This is a genomic window from Bacillus sp. FSL K6-2869 (genome assembly GCF_040869405.1).
GTDB lineage: Bacteria > Bacillota > Bacilli > Bacillales > Bacillaceae > Bacillus > Bacillus altitudinis.
This window is the reverse complement of sequence record NZ_CP152035.1, coordinates 994,054-1,016,502: the sequence shown is the minus strand read 5'-3', so window position 1 is coordinate 1,016,502 and position 22,449 is coordinate 994,054. Positions and strand designations below refer to the sequence as shown.

Here is a 22,449-nt window from a genome sequence, read left to right as displayed (position 1 = left end):
TTTTTATGAAAATAGATAAGATACAGCTTCTGAGATGGCAGCTTTTCCTTGATCAATACAATCAGGAATTCCAACACCTTCAAATGCAGCACCCGTGATATAAATACCAGGATATGATTGCTTAAACGTTTCTCTCATCGTCGAAATCTGTTTTTGATGACCCACATGATATTGCGGCATGCTTGTTTTCCAGCGAGTCACTGTCGTCAGCTCTGGATCTGCTTTAATATCCATGATTTTCTTCAAATCCTCCAGCACGATGCTCACGATTTGATGATCAGACTGTTCGACAATTGATTCATCGCCAGCTTTCCCAACGTATGCACGGAGCAATGTTTTTCCTTTAGGTGCAGTGTGAGGCCATTTCTTATTTGTCCACGTACATGCTGTAATGGAGAAATCACTATTTCTTGAGATGACAAAACCAGTACCATCATATTCATTGTGAACATCCTCTTCTTTAAATCCGAGTGCAACTGTTGCAACAGAAGTCGATGTCATGTCATGCAAGTACTCAAGCCCTGCTTCTTTTGGAAACATGGAATAGATCGATTGGTGAGGAGTTGTCACAATGGCAGAATCTGCAAAAAGCGTTTGACCGCTGTCTAATTGAACGCCATAGCCTCCCTCTGCTTTTTCAATCTGGGTCACTTTTGTCCCTTTGTAAATCTTCGTCAGCTTGAGTTTACTTTCGACCGCTTCAACAAGTGCTTGCAGCCCTTGATTGATTGTCTGGAACTGTCCTTGCTTTTTCGCTGTCACTTGTTGCGCTTTTGCATGCTGCTGTGATTTTTTCATCCCAAGAATCAAACTGCGATGCTTCTGTTCTGTTTGATAGAACTGCGGGAAGGTAGACATTAAGCTCAGGCGATCAATGTCACCAGCATAAATGCCTGATAGTAGCGGTTCAATTAAATTCTCCACCACTTCATCACCCACACGTCTTCTAAAAAATTCCCCCAGAGACTGATCTTCTGTCTGTTTGCTTTTTGGTAAAACGAAATCCATCGCTGCACGTGCTTTTCCGGCAACTGAAAAAAGCCCAGTTGTAATGAAAGGACTGATTTGAGTTGGAATGCCCATGACAGCCCCCTTTGGCATCGGATGAAGGGTTTCATTGACTAATACATACGCTTGCCCTGTTTCATTATTGACGAGCTGATCAGATAGGCCAACATCTTTTGCCAGCTGGGGTCCACTGACCTTTCTTTCTAAAAATGAATCGGGTCCACGTTCAATGATATAACCGTCTTTATATAATGTTTGAATTTTTCCACCTAGCCTAGGACTCGCTTCAATAAGAGATATTTGGATAGGAAGGCCTTTTTCTTCAATTTCCTTTTCCAAATAGAAGGCGGCGGCCAAACCCGTGATGCCACCGCCAATGATGACAAGGTGTTTTTGATTGTCATGCATAGGATCGCCTTCTTTTATATGATTACTTGCTTTCATTAAGCTTCTTTAATACGACTGTTGCCAGTGCATCAATAAATGCTGGTTTCGCATTTGGCATTTCTGGACGATAGTAGGCTGCACCAATTTCATCCGTGACGACTTTACATTCATAATCATTGTCGTATAACACTTCAAGGTGATCAGCGACAAATCCAACAGGCACGTATACAAAAGTTTTATAGCCTTTTTGCTCAAATAGGTCACGCGTGAGATCCTGTACGTCTGGTCCAAGCCACGGATCAGGCGTATTGCCTTCACTTTGCCAGCCAATTTCATAATGCTCAATTCCTGCACCTTCAGCAATCATTTTTGCAGATTGTGCAAGCTGTTCAGGGTATGGGTCCCCTGCTGCAATAATTTTTTCAGGAAGACTGTGTGCAGACACAATCAGCACTGCTGAATCTCTTTCTTCCTGACTCATGGATGCATACGTCTCTTTCACTTGTTTCACCCAATAGTCCACAAACTTCGGTTCATCGTACCAGCTTTCAACAGAAGTAATGTTCAGATGGCCAAGCTTTTCTGCTTCATCTTGTGCACGTTTGTTATACGATTTCACACTAAATGTGGAGAAGTGCGGTGCAAGGACAATACTCACCGCTTCTGTGATGCCATCTCGGTGCATGTCAGCGACCGCATCTTCAATGAAAGGCTCGATGTGTTTTAACCCAATGTATACATGAAATTCAATCTCGTCTTGGATCTCATTCAAATGTTCACACAAACCATTTGCCTGCTGTTCTGTAATTTTTGATAAAGGAGAAATGCCGCCAATTGCCTTGTAGCGGTCCTTTAAATCTTGCAGCATCTCCGGTTCTGGCTTTCTGCCTCTACGGATATGTGTATAGTAACGTTCAATGTCTTCTTCTTTATATGGGGTGCCATATGCCATGACAAGTAGCCCCATTTTCTTTTTCTCCACAACCAACACTCCTTCAGATCATTTGAAATCATTTAGATGGATGTCTTTTTATGTTTAGCTGAATAATCGTGAATAAAATCAGTCAGCTTCTTTAACGTGTCTGGTGAGACATCAGGGAATACCCCGTGACCTAAGTTAAAGATGAATTGATCTGATTTCATCCCTTGATCTAAAATCGCTGCTGCTCTTTCTTCAATCACTTCCCAAGGAGAAAGTAAAATCGTTGGATCAAGGTTTCCTTGTAACGTTTTTGTTAAGCCTTCTTTTCGCGCTTCGTCTATACTCATACGCCAATCCAGTCCAACGACATCAAGCGGCAAGTCATGCCAATCTTTCGCCAGATGGCTCGCACCGACACCATACATAATCATTGGTACGTTTTCAGACTTCAGCTCTGTGAAAATACGCTGCATGACAGGCTTAATGAAGGTCCGGTAATCTGCTGCATTTAAAGCGCCAACCCAAGAGTCGAAGATTTGAAATGCTCGGACGCCTGCTTTTACCTGAGCGCGTATGTATGTGATCGTCATATCGGCTAATTTATTCATCAAAAGCATCCATGTCTCTGGCTCACTGTACATGAGCGCCTTTGTTTTATGATAATTTTTAGATGGACCGCCTTCAATCATATAGCTTGCCATCGTAAAAGGTGCACCTGCGAAACCAATCAGCGGAACATTCAACTGCTCCTCTGTTAACAGCTTGATCGTATCAAGCACATACGGCAGGTCTTCTTCAGGATGAAGCTCTCCAAGACGCTGGATATCTGCCTTTGTCCGAATAGGCGAGTCAATCACTGGTCCAATTCCATTTTTAATTTCAACATCCACTCCAATAGCTGGAAGCGGAGTCATAATATCTTTATATAAAATAGCGGCATCTACACCATATTGTTCTACAGGAAGTCTTGTTACGTAAGCACATAGCTCTGGCTGATGCGTAATTTCAAATAGCCCGTATTTTTCTTTAAGGGCACGATATTCAGGCTGCGAGCGTCCTGCCTGTCTCATATACCAAACCGGTACATGGTCTGTTTTTTCCCCTTTGCACGCCTTTAAGAACGTGTCATTAAAAGCCTTCGTTTTTCCCATTACCTTTCATTCCACCTTTCGCCTCACACTCTCTTTGTATAAGGCTCAAACACTGCTTTTACTATACCGCTTTTTCAAGGCTCGGTATACTAAAGCGGCTCAATGTTCAAAAAATCGCCGAATATTAACGTCCAAAAGCCTCTGGCTTGATATAAGCACTGCCTTCGCCTTCTTCTTGTGTTTGAGTATTGTATGGAACAACCTTATACTGCGCATCTGAAAACACATTTGCATACGGCATTGTGTAGCTGTTTGTTCCTGTTACAGAATCGATCAGGGTCTCGCTTCCATTCCTCTTTTCATAAATACGATATTCAACGCGTTTGTCTTCCTGTTCATCCCATGACAGTTCCAATGTAAAGAGCCCTTTGATTTTAAATGCATAACGTGCTTCAAAGCCTGACAGTCCTTGTAAATGGATTGGCGATTGAAGTTCTTTAATTCCCTCTGGTTTTTGGAATGTTTCATTGGTTATTTGGGCTGTCGTTAAAATATCTTTCATTAACTGCACTGGATACTGACTGCCGCCAGTTAAATAATGACTGTTATCCGTTTTGTCATACCCCATCCAGATTGCCCCTGTTGTACTAGGCGTGTAGCCAGCAAACCAAGCATCTTTCGTTGCCCCTTTGACACCGGAATACGTAGTTGTCCCTGTTTTACCAGCCAAATCTCCAGCGTATGATCCGCTCTGAGCGGTTCCGCCTTTGACGACCTGTTGAAGCATTCTTGTCATATTCCAAGCATTCTGAACGCTAAACACTCGTTCTTCTTTGTTTCGATTTTTTTCAACGGTTTCTCCATCATCATTCGTGATTTTCTGAATGAAGAACGGCTTTTTATAAACGCCTTCATTTGCAAATGTATGAAATGCTCCAGCTATCTGCAATGGAGAAACCCCTTTTTCTAGACCGCCAAGCGCTATGGCAAGTCCTTTATCCGAAATATCCATCCCCATTTTCTCAAGATAAGATTTAGACGTATCGATGCCAAGCTGGCTTAACGTCCATACGGCAGATGTATTTTTACTTTTCATGAGAGCCTCTACCATCGTGACCCTGCCCTCGTACTGTCCATCGTAGTTCTTTGGAGAATAGCCGTCATAGCTTTTTTCCTTGTCCTCAAGCAGTGAATACGGTCTGAATTTTTTCTCCTGCATCGCTGGACCATATACTGCGATCGGCTTAAAGACAGAACCAGGCTGTCTAACAGCTGTGACTCTGTTATAGCCTCTTGCCTGATATTCTCGTCCGCCTATTGCTGCTTTTACACCACCAGATGCGTTGTCAATAAACACAGCGCTGCCTTCAGGTGACCCGCTTTTTCCCGGGAAATAACGATTGTTTTTCATTGCATCATAGGCAACTTTTTGCAAATTCATATCGATTGGTACCGTAATGGTATAGCCGCCTTGAAGCAATTGTTCATGCGAAATCGAATACTGTGATTCTGCTTCTTTAATCATGAGATCTACATAACTGTCCACCCAAGGGGTTTCTGATTTCTTTTTTAAATGAATACCAAGTGTTCTTCCTTTTGCTTCAACTGTTTCTGTAGAAGACAAATATCCTTGTTCATTCATTAAATTCAGGATGGTATCCCGTCTTTGTTTATTTTTATCTGGGTGTAGAACAGGGGAATACGTTGAAGGTGCCTTTGGCATGGCAGCAAGTGTAGCTCCTTCACTGACAGTGAGATCTTTTACATCTTTACTAAAATAGTAATTGGCCGCTGCTTGGATCCCATAGACGCCATGACCAAAGTAAAGCTGATTCAAATACATTTCAAGCAGCTTGTCCTTTGAATAATCTCTTTCTAAATTGATCGCAATAATGACTTCTTTTGTTTTTCGAAGAAACGTTTTATCATTTGTGAGAAAGATATTTTTGGCGAGCTGCTGGGTGATGGTACTGCCGCCTTCTACCTTTCCACCTGCTAATATATCTCGATAAACCGCCCTTGAAATCGATTGTGCATCAATTCCATGGTGCTCATAAAAGCGCTTGTCCTCTACAGCAACAAAAGCTTTCGCCACTTTATCTGGGACCTCTTTTAATGACACAGGGTCCCGATTTTCTGAATACATGCTTGTGAGTTCTTTTCCATTCTGATCAATGATTTTCGAGGAAGCGTGAAAAACGAGCTTCTTCTCATCTATGACATAATGTCCTAAAAATAAAATGGTCAGATAGCCAATAAATGAAAGCACGATTGTACTTCCTGCAATGACTAATGGAATGATTATCTTCTTTTTCTTCAAATTAGGTCACCTCATTCCTTTATACGGATAGTATGGGATGTATTGCTTCATAATATGTTTTATGGATTGACTACCAAAGAATTATATATCATTCTTTTGTTATACTATCAAGCAGGAGGCGGTTTAGATGAATTTCTATATTACATATGGAACAGCAGACTTTTTGCAAAAAATCGCAAAAAAACATCATCTTGAAAATCTGCTTTATACGGTCGGTAAGGAACAAGCGGCTCTTTTTCATGAAACGGAGGGTGAGACAGTCTTTAAAGCACCCCATGCCTATGATGTGATTTATACAAAAGGTGAGCTCGTCCAATCTGGCTTTGTCACGCTGAATCATATCCCTGTAAAGCTCGAAAGCAGAGCGCTTTTTGAATCCACCTTTCAGAAAAAAACAAACATGTCAGAGCACCAGCGCGGCTTTCAGGCGCTTCGTGTGTTAAGACCAAAAAAGGATGAAGAAGTGTACTTAATTTTGACCCTTTGGGAATCTGAAGACTTATTTCAAGACTTTCAAGAGTCAGAAGCGTTCTTTCAGCCGCATGAGGATACTGGCTCCATCTTCTCTCGTCCTGCCTATCTGACATCCTATCATGCCGTCATAGACCATTAAGGAAGTGCTGCTCTTCGCACTTCTTAGATTGTTGACAAAGGGCTAAAATGAACTTGATTTTAGCCCTTTGTCTTCTTTTCAGCGTGATAGAAAACCTTTGCAGTCTAGGAAGGACGAGTACTGGAGCGGAGCGAATTTGACATTCGTGAGCACCAGCACGCAGGACTGACAAAGAATGCGAGGGTTTGTCTACACGCTGGGAAGTGCTGCTCTTCGCACTTCTTTTTTTCATAAAAAAAAGCCCTTCTGCTGGGCTTTCAACGCTTATCTCTAAGCTCGTACCGATGAATAATTGGCTGAAGTACATAAAAATTCAGCAAGATCCATCCTAATAAGATTGGCCATTTGAGCATAGGTGAAGCACCTTTCATCTGAATAAGTAGTACCAACAGTGGAATCAAACAAATCATCAAAAAGCTCATCTTCGAAACGAACGTTTCTTTGATTTGATGCCGGCAGCTTGGAATAAGCATCATTCTCGTATGCGATAAATGAAATTTTTCGACGAAAGAAAATGCTTTTGAACAATTTGGACAGCTTCCCAATGCCACTCCCCCTTTTCAAGCTTCATACTTAACCTTCGACTTTTATGTAAAATGACCTTTTCTGTCATTCTCGACATCCTCTTCTGTTGAAAGATTCTAACAATTACCATACAATCAGTAAAAGAGCTTAAAGGAGGTTTTCGGATCAATGACAGTATCCACTTTACACAAAAGGATCAATGAACGTCTTGATGAACATTATGAGGAAATGGTTGAAATTAGACGCCATCTCCATATGAATCCAGAACTTTCTTTTCAGGAAGAGGAAACAGCTGCTTACATCGCTCAATATTATGACAGATTACATATCCCAACACGCACACATGTAGGCGGACATGGTGTACTCGCTTTTATTGAAGGAGCTTCCCCTGGACCGACCATTGCACTGAGAGCTGATTTTGATGCACTTCCCATTCATGATGAAAAGGATGTACCTTACCGTTCAACAAAACCTGGCGTCATGCACGCATGCGGTCACGATGGCCACACAGCAACACTTCTCGTCTTAGCGAAGATCTTACATGAGCACCGAGATCAATTAACAGGAAAAATCGTCCTCATTCATCAACACGCTGAAGAATATGCCCCCGGCGGTGCGAAACCAATGATTGAAGATGGCTGTTTAGACGGTGTTGACGTCATTTTCGGCACCCACCTTTGGTCCTCAGAGCCATGCGGCACTGTTCTTTATAAAAGCGGAAACTTTATGGCAGCCGCCGATCGTTTCTCTATTCAAGTGCAAGGTAAAGGCGGACATGGCGCACAGCCGCACCTGACGAAAGATGCCGTACTCATCGGTTCACAAATTGTAGCCAATCTTCAGCAGGTCGTGGCCCGTAAAGTCAACCCGATTGATTCTGCGGTGGTATCTGTAGGGGGATTTGTCGCTGAAAATGCCTTTAACGTCATTGCAGATTCGGCCGTGCTAACAGGTACTGCACGTTCCTTTGAAGAGAGTGCACGCCATATCATTGAACGTGAAATTGAACAGGTGGTGAAAGGTGTCTGCCACATGCACGATGCCTCTTATACTTATGAATATGTAAGAGGCTATCCTGCAGTCAAAAATCACCCTGCACCAACTGAATATATAGCAGAAATAGCCAAACAGACAGAAGGAGTCACAGAAGTAAAAGAAGCCGAAACTCAAATGGGCGGAGAAGACTTCGCTTACTACCTTCAGCATGTTCCTGGTACTTTCTTCTACACAGGCGCTATGCCAGAAAACAGCCAAGATGTGTATCCACATCACCATCCGAAATTTGATATTAACGAAAACGCAATGCCTGTCGCAGCAAAGGTACTCGCTCATGCCGTCCTTTCCTACGATGAATAAAAAAAAGCCGCTGCCACCAGCGGCTTTTCTATTTCGATTCTTTCAACACTCTCAAGTGAAACACATGGCGTGCGACTTCACCAAGCTGTCCTGTCAGCTGATGATTTGCCACCCCACCAACAGCGGCACCGACCACAGGCATTAATTGAAACAGCTTCACAAGGTCAATATAATCTCGATATTCCTGCTGAAAGCTATACCAATCCATTTCTTCCCGGGTTGTTTCCCATTCTTCAATGAGTTTCATCATTTTTTGACGGTGTGCACTGCTTGAAAAGGCGAGTTGAAAAATACAAAGCAAAAAGAGCCTTTCCTCTTTTTGAGACAAATCAAATCCATATATACAAGCAAGTTCATATAGACATTTCATTTTAATACTCAAAAGGAGAGGGAAATCCGCCATTCCGAGAAACAATCCACCCGCACCTGTGCCAATTCCTTCAATCGCAGCGGCCTTTTGATAATATGTCACCTTTTCCTTTGCCAGCTCATTTCGCTCTACAATAGACAATTGTTCATCAATGACTGTAAATGAAGTAAAATGGCTTCCTGATACGGTGGATTCAACCATTGTTTTCACCGCACTTGTGATGACTTGATGAAATCGAGCAGGGATTCGGCGATTCACTTGCTGCTGAACACCTTTTGAAAACCGCTCGATCTTGGATGGTTTTCTTAAAAAACGCATTTGAAAAAAAATGGCCTCTTCATACAGTTCCCGTTCAGCTGCATTCATCCCAGTTCCCTCCTTGGTGACATCATACGCTCGCTGTAAAAAACAAATCTCCGCTTATCTCATCTTTTTTAATCTGCTTTGTACGTAAGGCTTGAATAGGACAAGCACAAATACCAATGAAATGAGAAGAGCAAGTCCGCTTCCCTTCCATCCACCTGCTGGGAAAACGGCGGAGCTCAGTAAAATTGACTGGATGATGAGTACATTTCGTACGAGAACAAAAAAGCTTCGATCTTTTTCTTGCTGAGACACAGGATAAAGTGCCTGTAACGACAGATGAGCAAAATGCTTTGTTAACGGGACAAGCTGTACACCTGTGATAAAGACTGTAAACAAGACAAGTAATGCCCCCACCCAGCCTGCTGCACCTGTATACAAGAGGATGAGCACAAACACGACCGTTAACCTAAACACAAGACCAAAATAGTCATTTGAACGTAAAAACGCCCTCACATACATATAAGAAAAAGCTTTACGCTGTTCATAAGGGACAAACTGCAAGACCCAGTCCATATACGCCCTTCTTTTCACTTGTTTCTTTAAATGAGGGACATCCGTAAATAAGTTTGCCAAGCGGTAAAAACGCTGTTTTCGTTTTAACTCATCAGAAATATGCAATTCCCATTGAAAGGGCTGTTTTTTTACTGCATTTGTTAGATAAATGAGATAGACAGCATATAAAAGATAAAAAACAATGGCAATGGCATAAGCTGCTTGTAAAACGGTATACATTAACATTGTATTGAGCAGAAAACGAATCACTGCATCAATCCATCTGACATGTTTCCCTTGAAAATAAGTGATTCTCCATTGAATCGCTGTATTCAGACCTCTTATTAAGATCATTTGCGCCAAAATGAGCACATATAGCATCAGATCGCCTGTGGAGACAGCCGAATATAGCGGAAGTGCAATAATGGACACGGCAATCAAAGGAAATAACTGAGAAATGAAGCTAAAGTTAAACGCTTGTTTTAAATAAGGGTCCATCTTAGCTTCCAAAGGAAGCATAAACACAAGATCTGCCTCTTTGATCAACGTTCGCACGTAAGAACTGGTCAGTACCAATGAGAAAACAACTGCCATGACCCAATAGGATGGGAAGTGAGCTGGAATATGATTCAGCCAATTACTGTACCAGCTCGCCCCGCCTGCAAGGAAAAAAATGAGCACAATCACAAGATGATCGTTGAACATATATTTTAAATATTTTCTTGTTTCTTGTACGTGTTCTTCTAATCGAGATTTCCAAATGGTTTGCGTTGTTTTACTCATAGCTTTCTTCCTTTGTTAATTCCAAATAAAGATCATCGAGTGTCGCATCTCTCATGTTGAACTGTTCTCTTAGTTCTGTCAGTGTTCCTTTCGCTCTAATTTCCCCTTCATGCAAAATAATAAAGGAATCACAATAACGTTCCGCTGTGGCTAAAATATGCGTAGACATCAGAACACTTGCGCCATTTTGTTTCGCCGCATTCATACGTTCTAATAGTGCGTTGATCGCAAGCGGATCAAGCCCTAAAAACGGCTCATCGATAATATACAACTCTGGCTCCACAAGAAACGCACACATAATCATCACCTTTTGCTTCATCCCTTTAGAAAAATGAGCAGGGAACCATTTCAATCGCTTCTCCATTCGGAATTCCTTCAGCAAAGACGGCAGACGTTCTTCTAATTGTTCTTTTGAAAGGCCGTAAGCCATCGCTGTCAGCTCTAAATGCTCTTTTAACGTTAATTCTTCATATAAGACAGGTGTCTCTGGAATAAACGTAAATTGTGAACGATACGCCTCTTGATCTTCTTGAAGGGTTCGTCCGTTTAGCTCAATGACCCCTTTATGAGGTTTCATTAATCCAATAATATGACGAATGGTTGTACTTTTTCCCGCCCCGTTTAAGCCAATGAGACCAACGATTTGGTTTCTTTCTAATTCAAATGAAATATTTTTCAGAACGGGATTCTTTGTATATCCACCCGTTACATCTTTTACAGTTAGAAGGGACATCAGTTCGTTCCTTTCTTTCTTTTTTCCTTTATAGTACCAAAAACGAAAGACAATTTGAAATGTTTACCTATAGACAACTCATGAATAAAACATCGGCATACTGGTCATCATAATGTATGTAGAAGAAATGAACTTGATGACCAATACGTAAATGAGGTGTTTGTTAAAGGCAATAACCGCATGACAAATTGGTTTTTCATCTAAAAACCTTAGCTTCTGTTTTGCTTCACTGATTCTTGATTTTTGTGTCCTATACAAATATGTATACGACGAACCAAAACGTCAAATGAGGTGTTTACGGCAGAAATAGCAGGCATATGAATTCTTTATTTCAGTAAATAGAGAATTCAAAAGGCATATCAAATGAAAGCATCAGCATTTCTTCTGCAGGAGCAGGATGAGCGACCAAAGGAGTTCGCTTGTCCTGTTTTCTTTTTTGCTTCTTTTTGTGATACGATAAAGGAAAAATAATGAGGAGTGACATGGCGTGAGCGACTGCATTTTTTGCAAGATCATTGATGGAGACATTCCATGTGCAAAAGTATATGAAGACGAGCATGTATTAGCTTTTCTTGATATCAGCCAAGTAACAAAAGGACATACCCTTGTAATCCCGAAAATACATAAAGAAAACATTTATGACATGACACCAGAAGTGTCTAATCATTACTTCCAAGCGATTCCAAAAATCGCTAGAGCCATCAAACAAGAATTTGAACCAATTGGTTTAAACCTTCTGAACAACAACGGTGAAAAAGCCGGGCAATCTGTGTTCCATTACCATATGCACATCATTCCACGTTATGGTAAAGGCGACGGCTTTGGTGCCGTATGGAAATCTCACCAAGATCAATATACATCAGAGGATTTAAAAGACATTTCTTCTGCCATCCATACGCGCCTTACCTCATCTTAATTGATGAGGTTTTTCTTTTTTTCACTTCTTTTCTGTGCTTATCCTCTGAATCGTAAGATATTTAGGACGATTCAAATTTTTTGTCCAAATGCTTCAAATTTGTGATAGGATGGTTTTATCTTTTGATCCATTAACGCGAGAAATAGGGAGAGATTGTGATGAAGCGAACGACGAATTTTAATGCTGGTCCGGCGGCGCTGCCGCTAGAAGTGCTTCAAAAAGCACAGGAAGAACTTGTTGATTTTAAACAAACCGGGATGTCCGTGATGGAACTTTCTCATCGCAGCGGTGAGTATGAAGAAGTCCACAATAAAGCGAAAGCACTCTTGGTAGAATTGATGGACATTCCAGAAGATTATGAGGTCCTCTTTTTACAAGGCGGGGCAAGTCTTCAATTTGCAATGATTCCGATGAACTTCTTACATGAAGGCGAAACGGCTCATTTCATCCAAACAGGTGCTTGGTCAGAGAAAGCCTTGTCAGAAGCAAAAGGGTTTGGTGAAACATCAGTGTTTGCCTCAAGTGAAGACGACAACTATTCGTATATTCCAGATGTAGATGCTTCCGTTTTAACTGACGGTGCTTACTTGCACATCACATCGAACAATACCATTTTCGGTACTCAGTGGAAAACGTTCCCGAACACGTCACTCCCGCTTATTGCCGACATGTCCAGTGATATTCTCAGCAAAAAAATAGACGTGTCTTCATTTGATTTGATTTATGCCGGGGCACAAAAAAATCTAGGGCCTTCTGGCATCACAATTGTGATCGCGCGCAAACGTTTATTAGAGAAAGAAAAAAGCGGCACACCTAAAATTTTAAAATATTCAACACATGCCAAAGCCAATTCTCTTTATCACACACCACCGACTTTTGCGATTTACATGCTGTCCCTTGTCTTGGAGCATGTGAAACAGGCGGGCGGCGTAGAAGCAGCAGAAAAACGCAATGAACAAAAAGCAGCGCTTCTGTATGATACGATTGATCAAAGCGGCGGTTTTTACAAAGGACATGCACGTGCTGACAGCCGTTCACATATGAATGTCACGTTTACCCTGCGTGATGATGCACTCACTGCATCCTTTGTGGAGAAAGCAAAACAAGAACAAATGGTTGGACTCGCCGGCCATCGTTCTGTTGGCGGGTGCAGAGCCTCGATTTACAACGCCGTCTCTATAGAAGACTGCCAAAAGCTTGCGGACTTTATGAAAAAGTTCCAGCAAGAAAATGAGTAAAAAGGCTTTTCTATCGTGAAATAAATTTGTTATAATAACGAGAAATATAAAGTCATGACTCTTGCAATAAATGATCAGCCATATTATTGGAGAGTTCTAAGAGCTTAGCAGAGGAGAGCATAGAAATGAAAACAAAAGAATTAGTGATTATGTCATTGCTTGCAGCAATGGGAGCTGTTTTGCATACGATTTTCCCGCCCATCTTTTTCGGAATGAAACCTGATATGATGCTGGTCATGATGTTTTTAAGCATCATCCTTTTTCCAAAGGTACAGCATGTCGTTGTGATCGCCCTAGTCACTGGGGTCATTTCCGCTTTGACAACAGGTTTTCCAGGCGGACAAATTCCAAATATGATTGATAAACCGGTGACAGCCTTTATCTTCTTAGCCCTTTTCTTATCTTGCCAGAAGATCAAGAACAAAGTCGTTCTGACCGCTGTACTCACCGCTGTTGGGACCGTCGTATCGGGCGTGATTTTCCTATCTGCCGCTTTACTGATTACTGGACTGCCGGCTGCGTTACCAGCACTTCTTGTAGGTGTTGTCCTGCCAGCAACTGTGATCAATACGATAGCTATGGTATTTGTCTTCCCGATTGCTCAGTCGATATTAAAGCGTGCAAGAATGATTGAAGTCGCTTAACGAATAACTGAACCTCTTCATTAGATGAAGAGGTTTTTTCATATTGTTGACAAAGGGCTAAAATGATTCTTTATTTTAGCCCTTTGTCTTCTTTTCAGCATGATTGAAAGCCCTTGAAGTCTAGGAAGGACGAGTACTGGCGCGGAGCGAATTTGACATTCGTGAGCACCAGCACGCAGGACTGACAAAGAATGCGAGGGTTTGTCTACATGCTGGAACCTCTTCATTAGATGAAGAGGTTTTTTTCATGCTTCTATAAAAGAAAAAGGGTAAGCAGCAAAATGGAGAGCGAAATCCCTGCACCTGCCGCACACACAATTGCTTTTTGTCTTAATACATGTTTTGGCGGATAAGACCCTGCATACCCAAGCTGCCTTACATAATGAATAGAACCACCTGCAAAAATCACACACATACACGTAAAAACGAACAGAAAGACAGACAACCTTCTCCCCTCCCTTTTCTTCAAAAGTATGCTAAAATAAAGCAAGCTATGTATGGAAGTTCAATGAAGCTGATCGTCAGCTCAGAGAGAACATGCGAATGTGTAAAATTTGACTAGAGGTGATTGGAATGGCTAGTGGACGTTCTTTATTAACAGGATTATTTGTAGGCGGTCTCCTCGGAGGTGCGGCAGTGCTCCTGACGACTCCCTCTTCTGGCAGAGATGTACGCGGAAAGATGAAAGACGGCTATGACAAATTCGAAGATACGCTGACAAGATTAAAAAGAGATGGACAAGCTTTAAAAGAGCAGATTGTTGAAACCGCAAAAGAAAGTGCTGAGGTCATTAAAGAGGTCGGAACTGAATTGCAAACATCCATTCAGCAATGGCGCGAGGAAATCAAACCTCATCAGCAGGACTTACAAAAGGAAATTCAGGAAATTGAGGAAAAGCTCAAACAACTGGAGAAAACCTTACAAAACTAATATACTCACAAAAAAATATTCGTTTACAAAAGTGTGCGGGGTGCGTATCCCGCACTTTTTTTGTTGAAAAAAGGTTATTTTGTCAATGTTTTTCATGACTTTTAAAAATTCTTGAATTTTCAGCTTTATTAATCTTTATTTTATTGGCATAATAGAATTACAAGAAAAAGAGAAGTAGGTGAAATGGATGAATCATTCGGAACAGCCTTTCGATGTAAAAGAAGCACTTTTATTCAGTCAAAGAATGGCCCAATTGAGCAAAGCTCTTTGGAAATCCATTGAAAAGGACTGGCAGCAGTGGATCAAACCGTATAACCTAAATATCAATGAACATCATATTTTGTGGATTGCGTATCAATTAAAAGGAGCTTCAATATCAGAAATTGCAAAGTTTGGCGTCATGCATGTATCAACGGCGTTTAACTTCTCTAAAAAATTAGAGGAAAGAGGATTTTTAAAATTTTCTAAAAAGTTAAACGATAAACGCAATACGTATATTGAACTAACGCCAAAAGGCGAAGAGACATTCCATAAACTACTCGAAGATTACGACCCGGCCCGAACTGGTATTGTCAAAGGCGCACAGCCGCTTCATGACATTTACGGAAAGTTCCCTGAAATTTTAGAAATGATGTGTATTATCCGAAACATTTATGGTGAGGATTTCATGGAGATTTTTGAGAAATCGTTTTCAAACATTGAGAAGGACTTTTTGAATGAACGTGGGAAAGTCACGAAAAAGCCTGAAGAACTTGAAGACTCAGCGGAGGAAAAAGCGGCTAAAGCAAATCAAATTGTTTAATGATCTTTATAAATTCATTCATTAACGGCTGAAACAGCCCTTGATCATGCAAAGCAAAAATCGTCTCATGAACATCCAACTTTTCAATTAACTGTCCCGCAAACAGCGCAAGGAGATCGTCGAACATGACGTAGCCTTGTGCTTTTTGCTTGTCCATTTCATCTGAGAGCTCAGCACAAATACGCTCAATGTCCTTTGCCTCTTCTTTCGATACACGCTGCCGGATCAATAGCGCATAATATGGATAACGGCTCATATCTGTCGCCGTCAGTAACAGTTCCATATAATATTCGAGCTGGCTCATTCGTTCCTCAATACTCATGTACGTTCCCTCTTTCTCTTAGTCACTCTATTTTAGCCGAAATTACTCATTGACGAAAGAGACGAACCTCCCTCTTATGTCTTTTTTTCTTGAAAAACCCAAAGTTTCCTCTCTTTATTCCATATGAATGTAACAATTTATTTTTTTTCTTGAAAACCATTGATTTTTATCCTCAGGAAGAGTAAATTATCTTGAGATATTCAATTAGTTTTTTTTGAGATTGGAAGGATGAAAAATGAATTGTTGGAAGACCATTAATCTTGAAAAGGATTATGGTTATACGAGAATGATGATTTCAGCCATATGTCTGACTGTATTTTTTTTCATTATGGCATTTTTATGTTTTCAACTGACTCATCCTGAAACGAGACTCAGCAGTCACAATGCACCGCTTTTTATCGTGCTTTTACTTGCGACATTGCTTGTCCACCGCGTGGTTCACTTGATCCCAGTCATGAAACATAAGAAAAAAATGACGTTATTTAAACGAAATTGCTGGCAGCGCGTGCCTAAGAGAGTGATGCTTTTCTCACTGCTCAGCCCGTTTTGTGTCATCTCACCTGTTTACTTTGTTTTAGGAATGGCATTTCCAATGTACGCACACTATTTTATCATGATCGCAAGTATTCATGCAGGCTATTGTTTGCCTGACTTTTTATTTGCTTGGAAACTGCTAAAAGCGCCAAAATCATGCATCATTGATCAAGCCCAAGATGAGTTTGATATTTTAGTTGACCCAACTTCCTCATCATGAGGTTTTTAAAGCCAACTTCTATCTTTTTCATAAAAAATTTGGTAATGTAGTATGGGAATAGCATAGAGAGGGGGGATCTCCGATAGTTTTATTTTACTTCATCGTCTTTGCCGCGTTTATTGTGTATTCAATAAACAGGCTTACTAATACATTATGCCTTGTCAGAGAGATTCCTGAAGAACGGCAAGATAAGGTGTTTCGCTTTATCAATGTATCGATACTGATCTTACTGATCTCATCATTTGTTGAAATTACCATATCTATTTAAGATCAAAGCAAAAGCTGCCTGTTTGATGGCAGCTTTTTGTGTATGATGATCTATTAGCAAATCCAAGATGCACCGATAATGATCAATAAGATAAATAATACGACGACTAGTGCAAAACCGCCAGCAAAGACTTCTCCTCCCATGTGAAAACACCTCCTGCCAGTTCTTCCTCTGTTCTAAGCTCAGTGTATGCAGAAAATTTTAAAACGTTTAGGCACTTGTCATCGTTTTAAAAAAGAACCGCCCGCACGCATGGCAGGACGGCTCCTTTCTGTCACAGCGATTTAATTAATAAAGATATGCTGCACCAACGATGATCAGCAAAATGAATAGCACGACCAATAAAGCAAACCCATTAGAATATCCTGCTCCCATATAATTCAGCCTCCTTTTTGTGATCAATATATGTGTATGTTGGTCGCAAAAATTTGACTAGACGAATGCCCTCCCATTTGCATTTCTTTTTACAGCATGTCACAATATGTTATGATACAAGCAATGATAAATAAATTGGAAAGATTAGGAGTGTTTTTTGAATGAAAAAAATGGCTTTAGCAGCTGTAACAGCAGTAAGTGTTTTAACTCTTGGCGCATGCAGTAGCGGTGACAAAGAAGTGATCGCAACAACAAAATCAGGAGATGTCACAAAAGAAGAGCTTTATACAACACTTAAGAAACAAGCAGGTGGAGATGCTTTAAACCTACTTGTTCAACAAAAGGTTCTTGCTGACAAATACAAAGTATCAGATAAAGAAATTGATAAGAAATTGGAAGAATATAAAAAGACACTTGGTGAAGATCGTTTAAAACAACTTCAAGATGAATTCGGAAAAGATTACATCAAAGATCAAGTAAAATATGAGCTGCTGACTCAAAAGGCTGCCAAAGCTAACATCAAAATCACTGACAAAGAAGTAAAAGCGTATTACGATGACCTAAAAGGAAAAATCCGCGCAAGCCACATTTTAGTTGCTGACAAGAAAACAGCAGATGAAGTAGAAAAGAAATTAGATAAAGGCGAAAAATGGGATGACCTTGTATCTGAATATTCAACTGACACTGCTTCAGCAGCACAAGGCGGCGATGTAGGCTGGTTCGCAAAAGAAGGCCAAATGGATGAGAACTTCAGTAAAGCTGCCTTCAAACTAAAAGTAAATGAAATCAGCAAACCAGTAAAATCTCAATTTGGTTACCATATCATTAAAAAGACCGAAGAACGCGGTAAATACGATGACATGAAAGCAGACTTGAAAAAAGAACTGCTTGATCAAAAACAAGCAGATAACAATGAAATTCAAACGATCTTAAACAAATTGGTGAAAGATGCTGATGTGAAAGTAAAAGATAAAGAACTTGAAAATACATTCAAAGAAAAATCTGAGCAAACCACACAACAAACACCAAACCAATAATGAACGAAAAACCCTTCTACATGAACTTGTAGAGGGGTTTTTTTATTCTTATTGATTATGCAATCGAATGGTCCTCATGCTTCGCCGTTTCCTGGGATCGTTTCATTTGCTGTCCTTGACGTCTACGCTCTCTCTCCTGCTCCATTCGTTCGATAAAGATTTCTCCCTCTTTTTCAATAAAGGATTGATCAATCTCTTGCTCCTCTTTGGCTGTCGTCATTAATTTATAGGCACAAAAGATAATACCAATGATACATGCATATACCCACCATGGAAAAAATAACATTGTCTTCGCCTCCTTTTTCAGGACTAATCTCTCTTCCTTTGTGTTACATGCTTATGCGAAAAGAAGACAAGTTATGAAAAAAAACGCCCGCATCAAACGGGCGTTTTATCATGAGGATTCATTGTGAAAGGTTGGTTTATAAAACGAACGATTCTCTAGTGCAAAAATACGCTCTGTATATTCTCCTGGCTTCACATGCTCAAGCGCACGATCCATCATGTTCATTTTTGCATCTAAATTATCTATATAGTGGAGAATTTCGGCTTCCTTCACCATTGGTGGTTTAGGACTGCCCCACTCCCCTTTTCCATGATGACTCAGCACTAAATGCTGCAGAATCAGAATTTCCTCAGAATCAATGCCAAGCTCCTCTGCGGCTTTCGCAATTTCTGTCACCATAATAGAAATGTGGCCAATTAAGTTCCCTTCTACTGTATATGTGGTGGAGACAGGACCCGAAAGCTCTTTGACTTTACCTAAATCATGTAGAATGATCCCTGAATATAAAAGATCTCGATCTAGTGATGGGTATAGATCAACAATGGATTTCGCTAAATGAAGCATCGATACCACATGATAGGCAAGACCCGAAACAAACTCGTGATGGTTTTTCGTAGCTGCTGGGTAATCAGCGAATTCCTGTCCATATTTCTTCAGCAAATGTCTTGTGACACGCTGAATATTAGGGTTTTTCATATCAAAAATATATTGCATGATGGTATCCATCATATCGTGCTTTGGAATAGGAGCTGTTTCTAGAAAATCATCAATGCGGATTTGCTCGTTTTCAGCAACAGGACGTATATTCCTAAGCTTCAGCTGATTCCTTCCGCGATAATGATGAATATCACCTACTACCTTCACAATGGTTTGCGCAGCATATGTGAGTTCATCATTCTGCTTTGCATCCCATAGCTTCGCCTCAATATCTCCACTTTGATCTTGAAGAATTAACGTTAAAAATGGTTTGCCATTACTCGCAATCCCTTTAGTAGATGATTTAATTAATAAATGCAGGTCAACTTGTTCGCCGACGTCATAGGTCATGATCCCTTTAGCCATTCAATAAATGCTCCTTCCATGTTTCTGCTCATATAAGTATAACATAAGTCATAATTTGTCAATCATTCCACTGCTAAGCTCGTAATCTGCCCGTCTTCCGCTGCTTGTTTCATATAATGATGACAAGTGAAATAAAACAGCTGTGTTTCAAAACGAGTGAGTTCATTCATCAGCTCCAGCACCCTGTCTAGACGGACATGATCAAAGTGAACGAAACTGTCATCCATCATAAATGGGAGCTGACAATCTTGCTGGTGGGACAAAGCAAGTGCAAAACGAATCGAGAGATAAATTTGCTCACATGTTGCTTGTGAAAGCTCCTCCGGGCGGAATAGGCGTCCATCCCTCCGTTTCACAATCAGCCGGTCATCTTCGGCAGAAAATAAAATCACTTCATATCGATCATTCGTTAACGGCTGAATAAATCGGGAAGCTGTTTGGAGGAGTGCTGGTAGCCTCGTTTCTTTATGCTCATTGAGTTTCTCTCGAATGACGGAACGAACGAGCTGAATAGCCGCCCATTTTTTCGCTAGATGCTTTGCCTGCTCCTGCTCTACAGCAAGCTGATGAGTCAAATCAGACACTGTACCTGATGCTTCTATTTGGCGTATTTCAACTGCTAATTCTGCCAAGCGTTTTTTCATATTCGTCACATTCTCTTGCATGTCATTCAGATGTCTTTTTGCTTGTGCACACTGCTCCTCAAGGGTGCGTAAACCTTTACGGACAATGACCTCTTCCTCATCTATATAACCGCTTTTGTGCAGCTCTTGGTTCAGCTGCTGCAAATTGTACAGCAGCTCCCGGTATTCTTTGGATAGATGAGATAGGACATGATAATCTTCTTTTGACGCTGCTTCTACTTTTCGAAAAAGCTCGTCCGTTTGTTTTTCATAATATTGAACTTCTCCTTCTAATGTTGTCAGCTGCTGCTCTACATGTTGAATGGATACGTGCAATGTCTGACGTTCTTTTTCTCTTTTTTCCTCATCTTTCAATATCTCTTGAAAGGCTGAGATATTCTCTTGAATGGTCCCTTCTTTTCTTTGAAGGAGACTCATGAGCGCTGAAACTCTTTGCTCGTAGGTCGATTGCTGCTGTGTGAGCATCTCTATTTCCTTGTTAAGCGCCTCATATGCCGCTGTATTCGCTTTTAATTGTTTCAAGATATGGAAAGCTTCCACAAGGAATGAGAGCTCTGAGGACAAACCCAGCTGCCTTCTCATATCTTCTACTTGTTGCTGTAGAGGTTCCAGTTCCCGCTCCCAGTCTTCATATTGCTGTATCATTCTTTCGTATAAAAGCTCCTTTTGCTTCACTAGCGTTTCAGCTGAAGCTGTTTGAACTTGAAAGGAATGATAGGCGTTACTGTCGTTTGCTTCCTTCATCTGAGTCTGTTTAAGCACTGGATAAATAGCGATCAAGACAAAAACGGAAAATCCTGCAAACAGTAACGTCACCCAGCTCTCTGCTAAAACGAATAAGACCGTGAGAATGACAGCACATAGCACGAACATCAGCGGGAATAACCACACTCTGGAATGATTCTGTTTCACTGTAGCCCTTGTGCCCCTGACATCTTCTGTATCTTGCTGTTTAACAGGCTGCTCCTTTAATCCTTTTAGAGCGGTTTCCGCTTCTTCCAGCTCATGTCTTGCATGATCAAACCGGTCATCGAGCTGTGTTTTCCTATCCATTAAACGAACGTATTGGCTCACAGCCTCTTTTAATTCCCACTCAAAGTCAAGTGAATCGTCCAGCTGGTCAAGCTTGATTGGACGATGCCACTTCAGCTTCGCTGATGCTTCTTCTATTTTTTGTTTCAAAGAATTCTGCTCTGTTTTCCCTTCTGCTAAGCGTTTCTTCACAAGTTCAGCATCAGATGATTCAGCTATGACTCGCTTCATCTCCAATACCGTATCCTTGTCATAGAGTGGCTGAACTTGCGTGAGCGACGTTTGCAAATGATCTAATTTTTGTTTCAGTGCCGTCACTTGCGCCTTTTTTGGGTGAAGGTGTGATTCTAATTTATCAAGTTCATGCGCGGTTTCCGGTCTAAACCGTTTGACTCGTTCAGGATAACTAGCCAAATCTTTTTTTAACTCTATCTTGTTTTCTATCATAGGATAAAGTCGAATATGTTCAGTCAAAAGCTGAATCTCTTCTTCAGTCTGTCTCATTTCATGCTGAAGCATTTCTACCTTTTCGGTTAATTCAGCTTGTTCTTTTTTCTTTGCGGTATAACGACTTTCTACCAATTTGGCCTGTTTCAACTTACCTGACAGCTCTTTTACATGATCAAGCTGCTGATTTAATTCAGGCTTACGTCCATTCGGTTTAAAAAGCTGCTCCTGCTGCTTTAGCAGCCTGCTGTCCATTTTGGATGCCGCATCTGAGCCAAACAAACTTGAAAAGAGTAGAAATTCCCCTATTTGATCTTGATTTAATGCTTGTACATTTTGCAGACCAAACACGTCAAAAGAATAGATCGATTGGTATAATCTGCGATCTGTTCCCTTTAACATCGCATGTAGAAACGCTTCATCTTTCACTTCACCATTTGGCAGCAACACCTGAGCTTGGCCGCCATGATCAGATGTTCTTTCAATATGAATCACACCTAATTCCTCATCTAAACATGTAAGAGACCCGCCATAAAATGAGCCATGCTTTGGCTTATACATATGGCTTTTGGAAAAACCAAATAACATCGATTCAATAAACGCCTTCAATGTCGTTTTCCCCGATTCATTCAGGCCATAAACTAACTGAAAACCGTCATCAGAAAAGTGGAAGGTTTGATTGGAAAATTTCCCGAAATTCGCAATATGGAGTGAACGTATTTTCAT

25 protein-coding genes are annotated in these 22,449 nt (G+C 40.8%); 10 read left to right on the top strand and 15 right to left on the bottom strand.

The window, feature by feature from the left end:
• Positions 1–3: 3 nt before the first annotated feature.
• From hemY to MHI58_RS05070, 4 genes are all read right to left on the bottom strand, one after another.
• Complete coding sequence (gene hemY / locus MHI58_RS05085) at positions 4–1,416, bottom strand: protoporphyrinogen oxidase (RefSeq protein WP_008348859.1); 1,413 nt, start codon at positions 1,414–1,416, stop codon at positions 4–6.
• A 22-nt stretch (positions 1,417–1,438) separates the two neighbouring features.
• Positions 1,439–2,377 carry a ferrochelatase gene (gene hemH / locus MHI58_RS05080; RefSeq protein WP_045034863.1) on the bottom strand — a complete coding sequence of 313 codons (939 nt, stop codon included), beginning with the start codon at positions 2,375–2,377 and terminating at the stop codon, positions 1,439–1,441.
• Positions 2,378–2,409: 32 nt separating this feature from the next.
• On the bottom strand, positions 2,410–3,468 hold the full coding sequence (gene hemE / locus MHI58_RS05075; protein WP_025207037.1) for a uroporphyrinogen decarboxylase: 1,059 nt from the start codon (positions 3,466–3,468) through the stop codon (positions 2,410–2,412).
• A gap of 124 nt (positions 3,469–3,592) precedes the next feature.
• Positions 3,593–5,728: a transglycosylase domain-containing protein gene (locus MHI58_RS05070; RefSeq protein ID WP_045034862.1), complete on the bottom strand. Its 2,136-nt coding sequence runs from the start codon at positions 5,726–5,728 to the stop codon at positions 3,593–3,595.
• A gap of 127 nt (positions 5,729–5,855) precedes the next feature.
• Here MHI58_RS05070 and MHI58_RS05065 point away from each other — a divergent pair, with 127 nt between their 5' ends.
• Positions 5,856–6,341 carry an antibiotic biosynthesis monooxygenase gene (locus tag MHI58_RS05065; protein WP_007497177.1) on the top strand — a complete coding sequence of 162 codons (486 nt, stop codon included), beginning with the start codon at positions 5,856–5,858 and terminating at the stop codon, positions 6,339–6,341.
• Positions 6,342–6,598: 257 nt separating this feature from the next.
• On the opposite strand, the gene MHI58_RS05060 is transcribed toward MHI58_RS05065, so the two are convergent.
• Complete coding sequence (locus MHI58_RS05060; protein ID WP_234710319.1) at positions 6,599–6,886, bottom strand: hypothetical protein; 288 nt, start codon at positions 6,884–6,886, stop codon at positions 6,599–6,601.
• A gap of 148 nt (positions 6,887–7,034) precedes the next feature.
• On the opposite strand from MHI58_RS05060, the gene MHI58_RS05055 reads away from it, so the two are divergent.
• Positions 7,035–8,222, top strand: coding sequence for a M20 family metallopeptidase (locus tag MHI58_RS05055; RefSeq protein ID WP_045034860.1), 1,188 nt, complete (start codon positions 7,035–7,037; stop codon positions 8,220–8,222).
• Positions 8,223–8,250: 28 nt separating this feature from the next.
• Here the strand turns inward: MHI58_RS05055 and MHI58_RS05050 are convergent, their stop codons facing one another.
• Genes MHI58_RS05050 through MHI58_RS05040 form a run of 3 tightly spaced genes read right to left on the bottom strand, consistent with a single transcriptional unit; the run spans position 8,251 to position 10,966 of the window.
• Positions 8,251–8,958, bottom strand: coding sequence for an EcsC family protein (locus MHI58_RS05050; protein WP_024719995.1), 708 nt, complete (start codon positions 8,956–8,958; stop codon positions 8,251–8,253).
• Between the two features lie 54 nt (positions 8,959–9,012).
• On the bottom strand, positions 9,013–10,233 hold the full coding sequence (locus MHI58_RS05045) for an ABC transporter permease (protein ID WP_045034859.1): 1,221 nt from the start codon (positions 10,231–10,233) through the stop codon (positions 9,013–9,015).
• The gene (locus MHI58_RS05040; protein WP_008348877.1) at positions 10,226–10,966 is read right to left on the bottom strand and encodes an ABC transporter ATP-binding protein; all 741 of its coding nucleotides are present in this window, start codon (positions 10,964–10,966) and stop codon (positions 10,226–10,228) included. The genes MHI58_RS05045 and MHI58_RS05040 overlap by 8 nt, the downstream gene beginning before the upstream one ends.
• Positions 10,967–11,453: 487 nt before the next feature.
• Between MHI58_RS05040 and MHI58_RS05035 the strand changes: the two genes are divergently transcribed.
• From MHI58_RS05035 to MHI58_RS05025, 3 genes are all read left to right on the top strand, one after another.
• Complete coding sequence (locus tag MHI58_RS05035; RefSeq protein WP_008348883.1) at positions 11,454–11,882, top strand: HIT family protein; 429 nt, start codon at positions 11,454–11,456, stop codon at positions 11,880–11,882.
• Between the two features lie 158 nt (positions 11,883–12,040).
• Positions 12,041–13,120, top strand: a complete 1,080-nt coding sequence (gene serC, locus MHI58_RS05030) for a 3-phosphoserine/phosphohydroxythreonine transaminase (RefSeq protein WP_045034858.1) — start codon at positions 12,041–12,043, stop codon at positions 13,118–13,120.
• A gap of 125 nt (positions 13,121–13,245) precedes the next feature.
• The gene (locus tag MHI58_RS05025; protein WP_008348886.1) at positions 13,246–13,764 is read left to right on the top strand and encodes a tryptophan transporter; all 519 of its coding nucleotides are present in this window, start codon (positions 13,246–13,248) and stop codon (positions 13,762–13,764) included.
• Positions 13,765–14,017: 253 nt separating this feature from the next.
• Here MHI58_RS05025 and MHI58_RS05020 read toward each other — a convergent pair whose 3' ends face one another.
• Positions 14,018–14,209, bottom strand: a complete 192-nt coding sequence (locus MHI58_RS05020) for a hypothetical protein (protein WP_008348888.1) — start codon at positions 14,207–14,209, stop codon at positions 14,018–14,020.
• 128 nt (positions 14,210–14,337) lie between these two features.
• Between MHI58_RS05020 and MHI58_RS05015 the strand changes: the two genes are divergently transcribed.
• Both MHI58_RS05015 and MHI58_RS05010 read left to right on the top strand, forming a co-directional pair.
• Entirely contained in the window at positions 14,338–14,694 is a 357-nt protein-coding gene (locus tag MHI58_RS05015; protein ID WP_007497160.1) for a YtxH domain-containing protein, read from the top strand.
• 187 nt (positions 14,695–14,881) lie between these two features.
• Positions 14,882–15,496 (top strand): HTH-type transcriptional regulator Hpr, encoded by a 615-nt coding sequence (locus MHI58_RS05010; protein ID WP_008348891.1) that lies wholly within the window; start codon positions 14,882–14,884, stop codon positions 15,494–15,496.
• Here MHI58_RS05010 and MHI58_RS05005 read toward each other — a convergent pair.
• Positions 15,474–15,818 (bottom strand): YhaI family protein, encoded by a 345-nt coding sequence (locus MHI58_RS05005; RefSeq protein ID WP_007497157.1) that lies wholly within the window; start codon positions 15,816–15,818, stop codon positions 15,474–15,476. The two genes, MHI58_RS05010 and MHI58_RS05005, sit on opposite strands and share 23 nt — an antisense overlap.
• 235 nt (positions 15,819–16,053) lie before the next feature.
• On the opposite strand from MHI58_RS05005, the gene MHI58_RS05000 reads away from it, so the two are divergent.
• Together MHI58_RS05000 and MHI58_RS04995 are read left to right on the top strand one after the other, a co-directional pair.
• Entirely contained in the window at positions 16,054–16,572 is a 519-nt protein-coding gene (locus MHI58_RS05000) for a DUF3267 domain-containing protein (RefSeq protein ID WP_008348895.1), read from the top strand.
• 82 nt (positions 16,573–16,654) lie between these two features.
• Complete coding sequence (locus tag MHI58_RS04995; RefSeq protein ID WP_072368131.1) at positions 16,655–16,840, top strand: hypothetical protein; 186 nt, start codon at positions 16,655–16,657, stop codon at positions 16,838–16,840.
• Between the two features lie 53 nt (positions 16,841–16,893).
• Here the strand turns inward: MHI58_RS04995 and MHI58_RS04990 are convergent, their stop codons facing one another.
• Both MHI58_RS04990 and MHI58_RS04985 read right to left on the bottom strand, forming a co-directional pair.
• Positions 16,894–16,983 carry a YjcZ family sporulation protein gene (locus MHI58_RS04990; protein WP_017360317.1) on the bottom strand — a complete coding sequence of 30 codons (90 nt, stop codon included), beginning with the start codon at positions 16,981–16,983 and terminating at the stop codon, positions 16,894–16,896.
• A gap of 145 nt (positions 16,984–17,128) precedes the next feature.
• The gene (locus MHI58_RS04985; RefSeq protein ID WP_008361129.1) at positions 17,129–17,215 is read right to left on the bottom strand and encodes a YjcZ family sporulation protein; all 87 of its coding nucleotides are present in this window, start codon (positions 17,213–17,215) and stop codon (positions 17,129–17,131) included.
• A gap of 161 nt (positions 17,216–17,376) precedes the next feature.
• Between MHI58_RS04985 and MHI58_RS04980 the strand changes: the two genes are divergently transcribed.
• Positions 17,377–18,252: a peptidylprolyl isomerase gene (locus tag MHI58_RS04980; protein WP_024719991.1), complete on the top strand. Its 876-nt coding sequence runs from the start codon at positions 17,377–17,379 to the stop codon at positions 18,250–18,252.
• A gap of 55 nt (positions 18,253–18,307) precedes the next feature.
• Here MHI58_RS04980 and MHI58_RS04975 read toward each other — a convergent pair whose 3' ends face one another.
• The 3 genes from MHI58_RS04975 to MHI58_RS04965 form a co-directional block, all read right to left on the bottom strand.
• On the bottom strand, positions 18,308–18,538 hold the full coding sequence (locus MHI58_RS04975; RefSeq protein ID WP_017360318.1) for a sporulation YhaL family protein: 231 nt from the start codon (positions 18,536–18,538) through the stop codon (positions 18,308–18,310).
• A gap of 108 nt (positions 18,539–18,646) precedes the next feature.
• Positions 18,647–19,600 carry a 3'-5' exoribonuclease YhaM gene (yhaM, locus tag MHI58_RS04970; protein ID WP_007497151.1) on the bottom strand — a complete coding sequence of 318 codons (954 nt, stop codon included), beginning with the start codon at positions 19,598–19,600 and terminating at the stop codon, positions 18,647–18,649.
• 62 nt (positions 19,601–19,662) lie between these two features.
• Entirely contained in the window at positions 19,663–22,449 is a 2,787-nt protein-coding gene (locus MHI58_RS04965; RefSeq protein WP_045034856.1) for an AAA family ATPase, read from the bottom strand.

Excerpts from the sequence above, each read along its gene's own strand:
- hemY (WP_008348859.1), bottom strand. The coding sequence starts at position 1,416 with ATGCATGACAATCAAAAACACCTTGTCATCATTGGCGGTGGCATCACG.
- hemE (WP_025207037.1), bottom strand. The coding sequence starts at position 3,468 with ATGGGAAAAACGAAGGCTTTTAATGACACGTTCTTAAAGGCGTGCAAA.
- MHI58_RS05065 (WP_007497177.1), top strand. The coding sequence starts at position 5,856 with ATGAATTTCTATATTACATATGGAACAGCAGACTTTTTGCAAAAAATC.
- MHI58_RS05055 (WP_045034860.1), top strand. The coding sequence starts at position 7,035 with ATGACAGTATCCACTTTACACAAAAGGATCAATGAACGTCTTGATGAA.
- MHI58_RS05050 (WP_024719995.1), bottom strand. The coding sequence starts at position 8,958 with ATGAATGCAGCTGAACGGGAACTGTATGAAGAGGCCATTTTTTTTCAA.
- MHI58_RS05045 (WP_045034859.1), bottom strand. The coding sequence starts at position 10,233 with ATGAGTAAAACAACGCAAACCATTTGGAAATCTCGATTAGAAGAACAC.
- MHI58_RS05040 (WP_008348877.1), bottom strand. The coding sequence starts at position 10,966 with ATGTCCCTTCTAACTGTAAAAGATGTAACGGGTGGATATACAAAGAAT.
- serC (WP_045034858.1), top strand. The coding sequence starts at position 12,041 with ATGAAGCGAACGACGAATTTTAATGCTGGTCCGGCGGCGCTGCCGCTA.
- MHI58_RS05025 (WP_008348886.1), top strand. The coding sequence starts at position 13,246 with ATGAAAACAAAAGAATTAGTGATTATGTCATTGCTTGCAGCAATGGGA.
- MHI58_RS05015 (WP_007497160.1), top strand. The coding sequence starts at position 14,338 with ATGGCTAGTGGACGTTCTTTATTAACAGGATTATTTGTAGGCGGTCTC.
- MHI58_RS05010 (WP_008348891.1), top strand. The coding sequence starts at position 14,882 with ATGAATCATTCGGAACAGCCTTTCGATGTAAAAGAAGCACTTTTATTC.
- MHI58_RS05005 (WP_007497157.1), bottom strand. The coding sequence starts at position 15,818 with ATGAGTATTGAGGAACGAATGAGCCAGCTCGAATATTATATGGAACTG.
- MHI58_RS05000 (WP_008348895.1), top strand. The coding sequence starts at position 16,054 with ATGAATTGTTGGAAGACCATTAATCTTGAAAAGGATTATGGTTATACG.
- MHI58_RS04990 (WP_017360317.1), bottom strand. The coding sequence starts at position 16,983 with ATGGGAGGAGAAGTCTTTGCTGGCGGTTTTGCACTAGTCGTCGTATTA.
- MHI58_RS04985 (WP_008361129.1), bottom strand. The coding sequence starts at position 17,215 with ATGGGAGCAGGATATTCTAATGGGTTTGCTTTATTGGTCGTGCTATTC.
- MHI58_RS04980 (WP_024719991.1), top strand. The coding sequence starts at position 17,377 with ATGAAAAAAATGGCTTTAGCAGCTGTAACAGCAGTAAGTGTTTTAACT.
- MHI58_RS04975 (WP_017360318.1), bottom strand. The coding sequence starts at position 18,538 with ATGTTATTTTTTCCATGGTGGGTATATGCATGTATCATTGGTATTATC.
- yhaM (WP_007497151.1), bottom strand. The coding sequence starts at position 19,600 with ATGGCTAAAGGGATCATGACCTATGACGTCGGCGAACAAGTTGACCTG.
- MHI58_RS04965 (WP_045034856.1), bottom strand. The coding sequence starts at position 22,449 with ATGAAAATACGTTCACTCCATATTGCGAATTTCGGGAAATTTTCCAAT.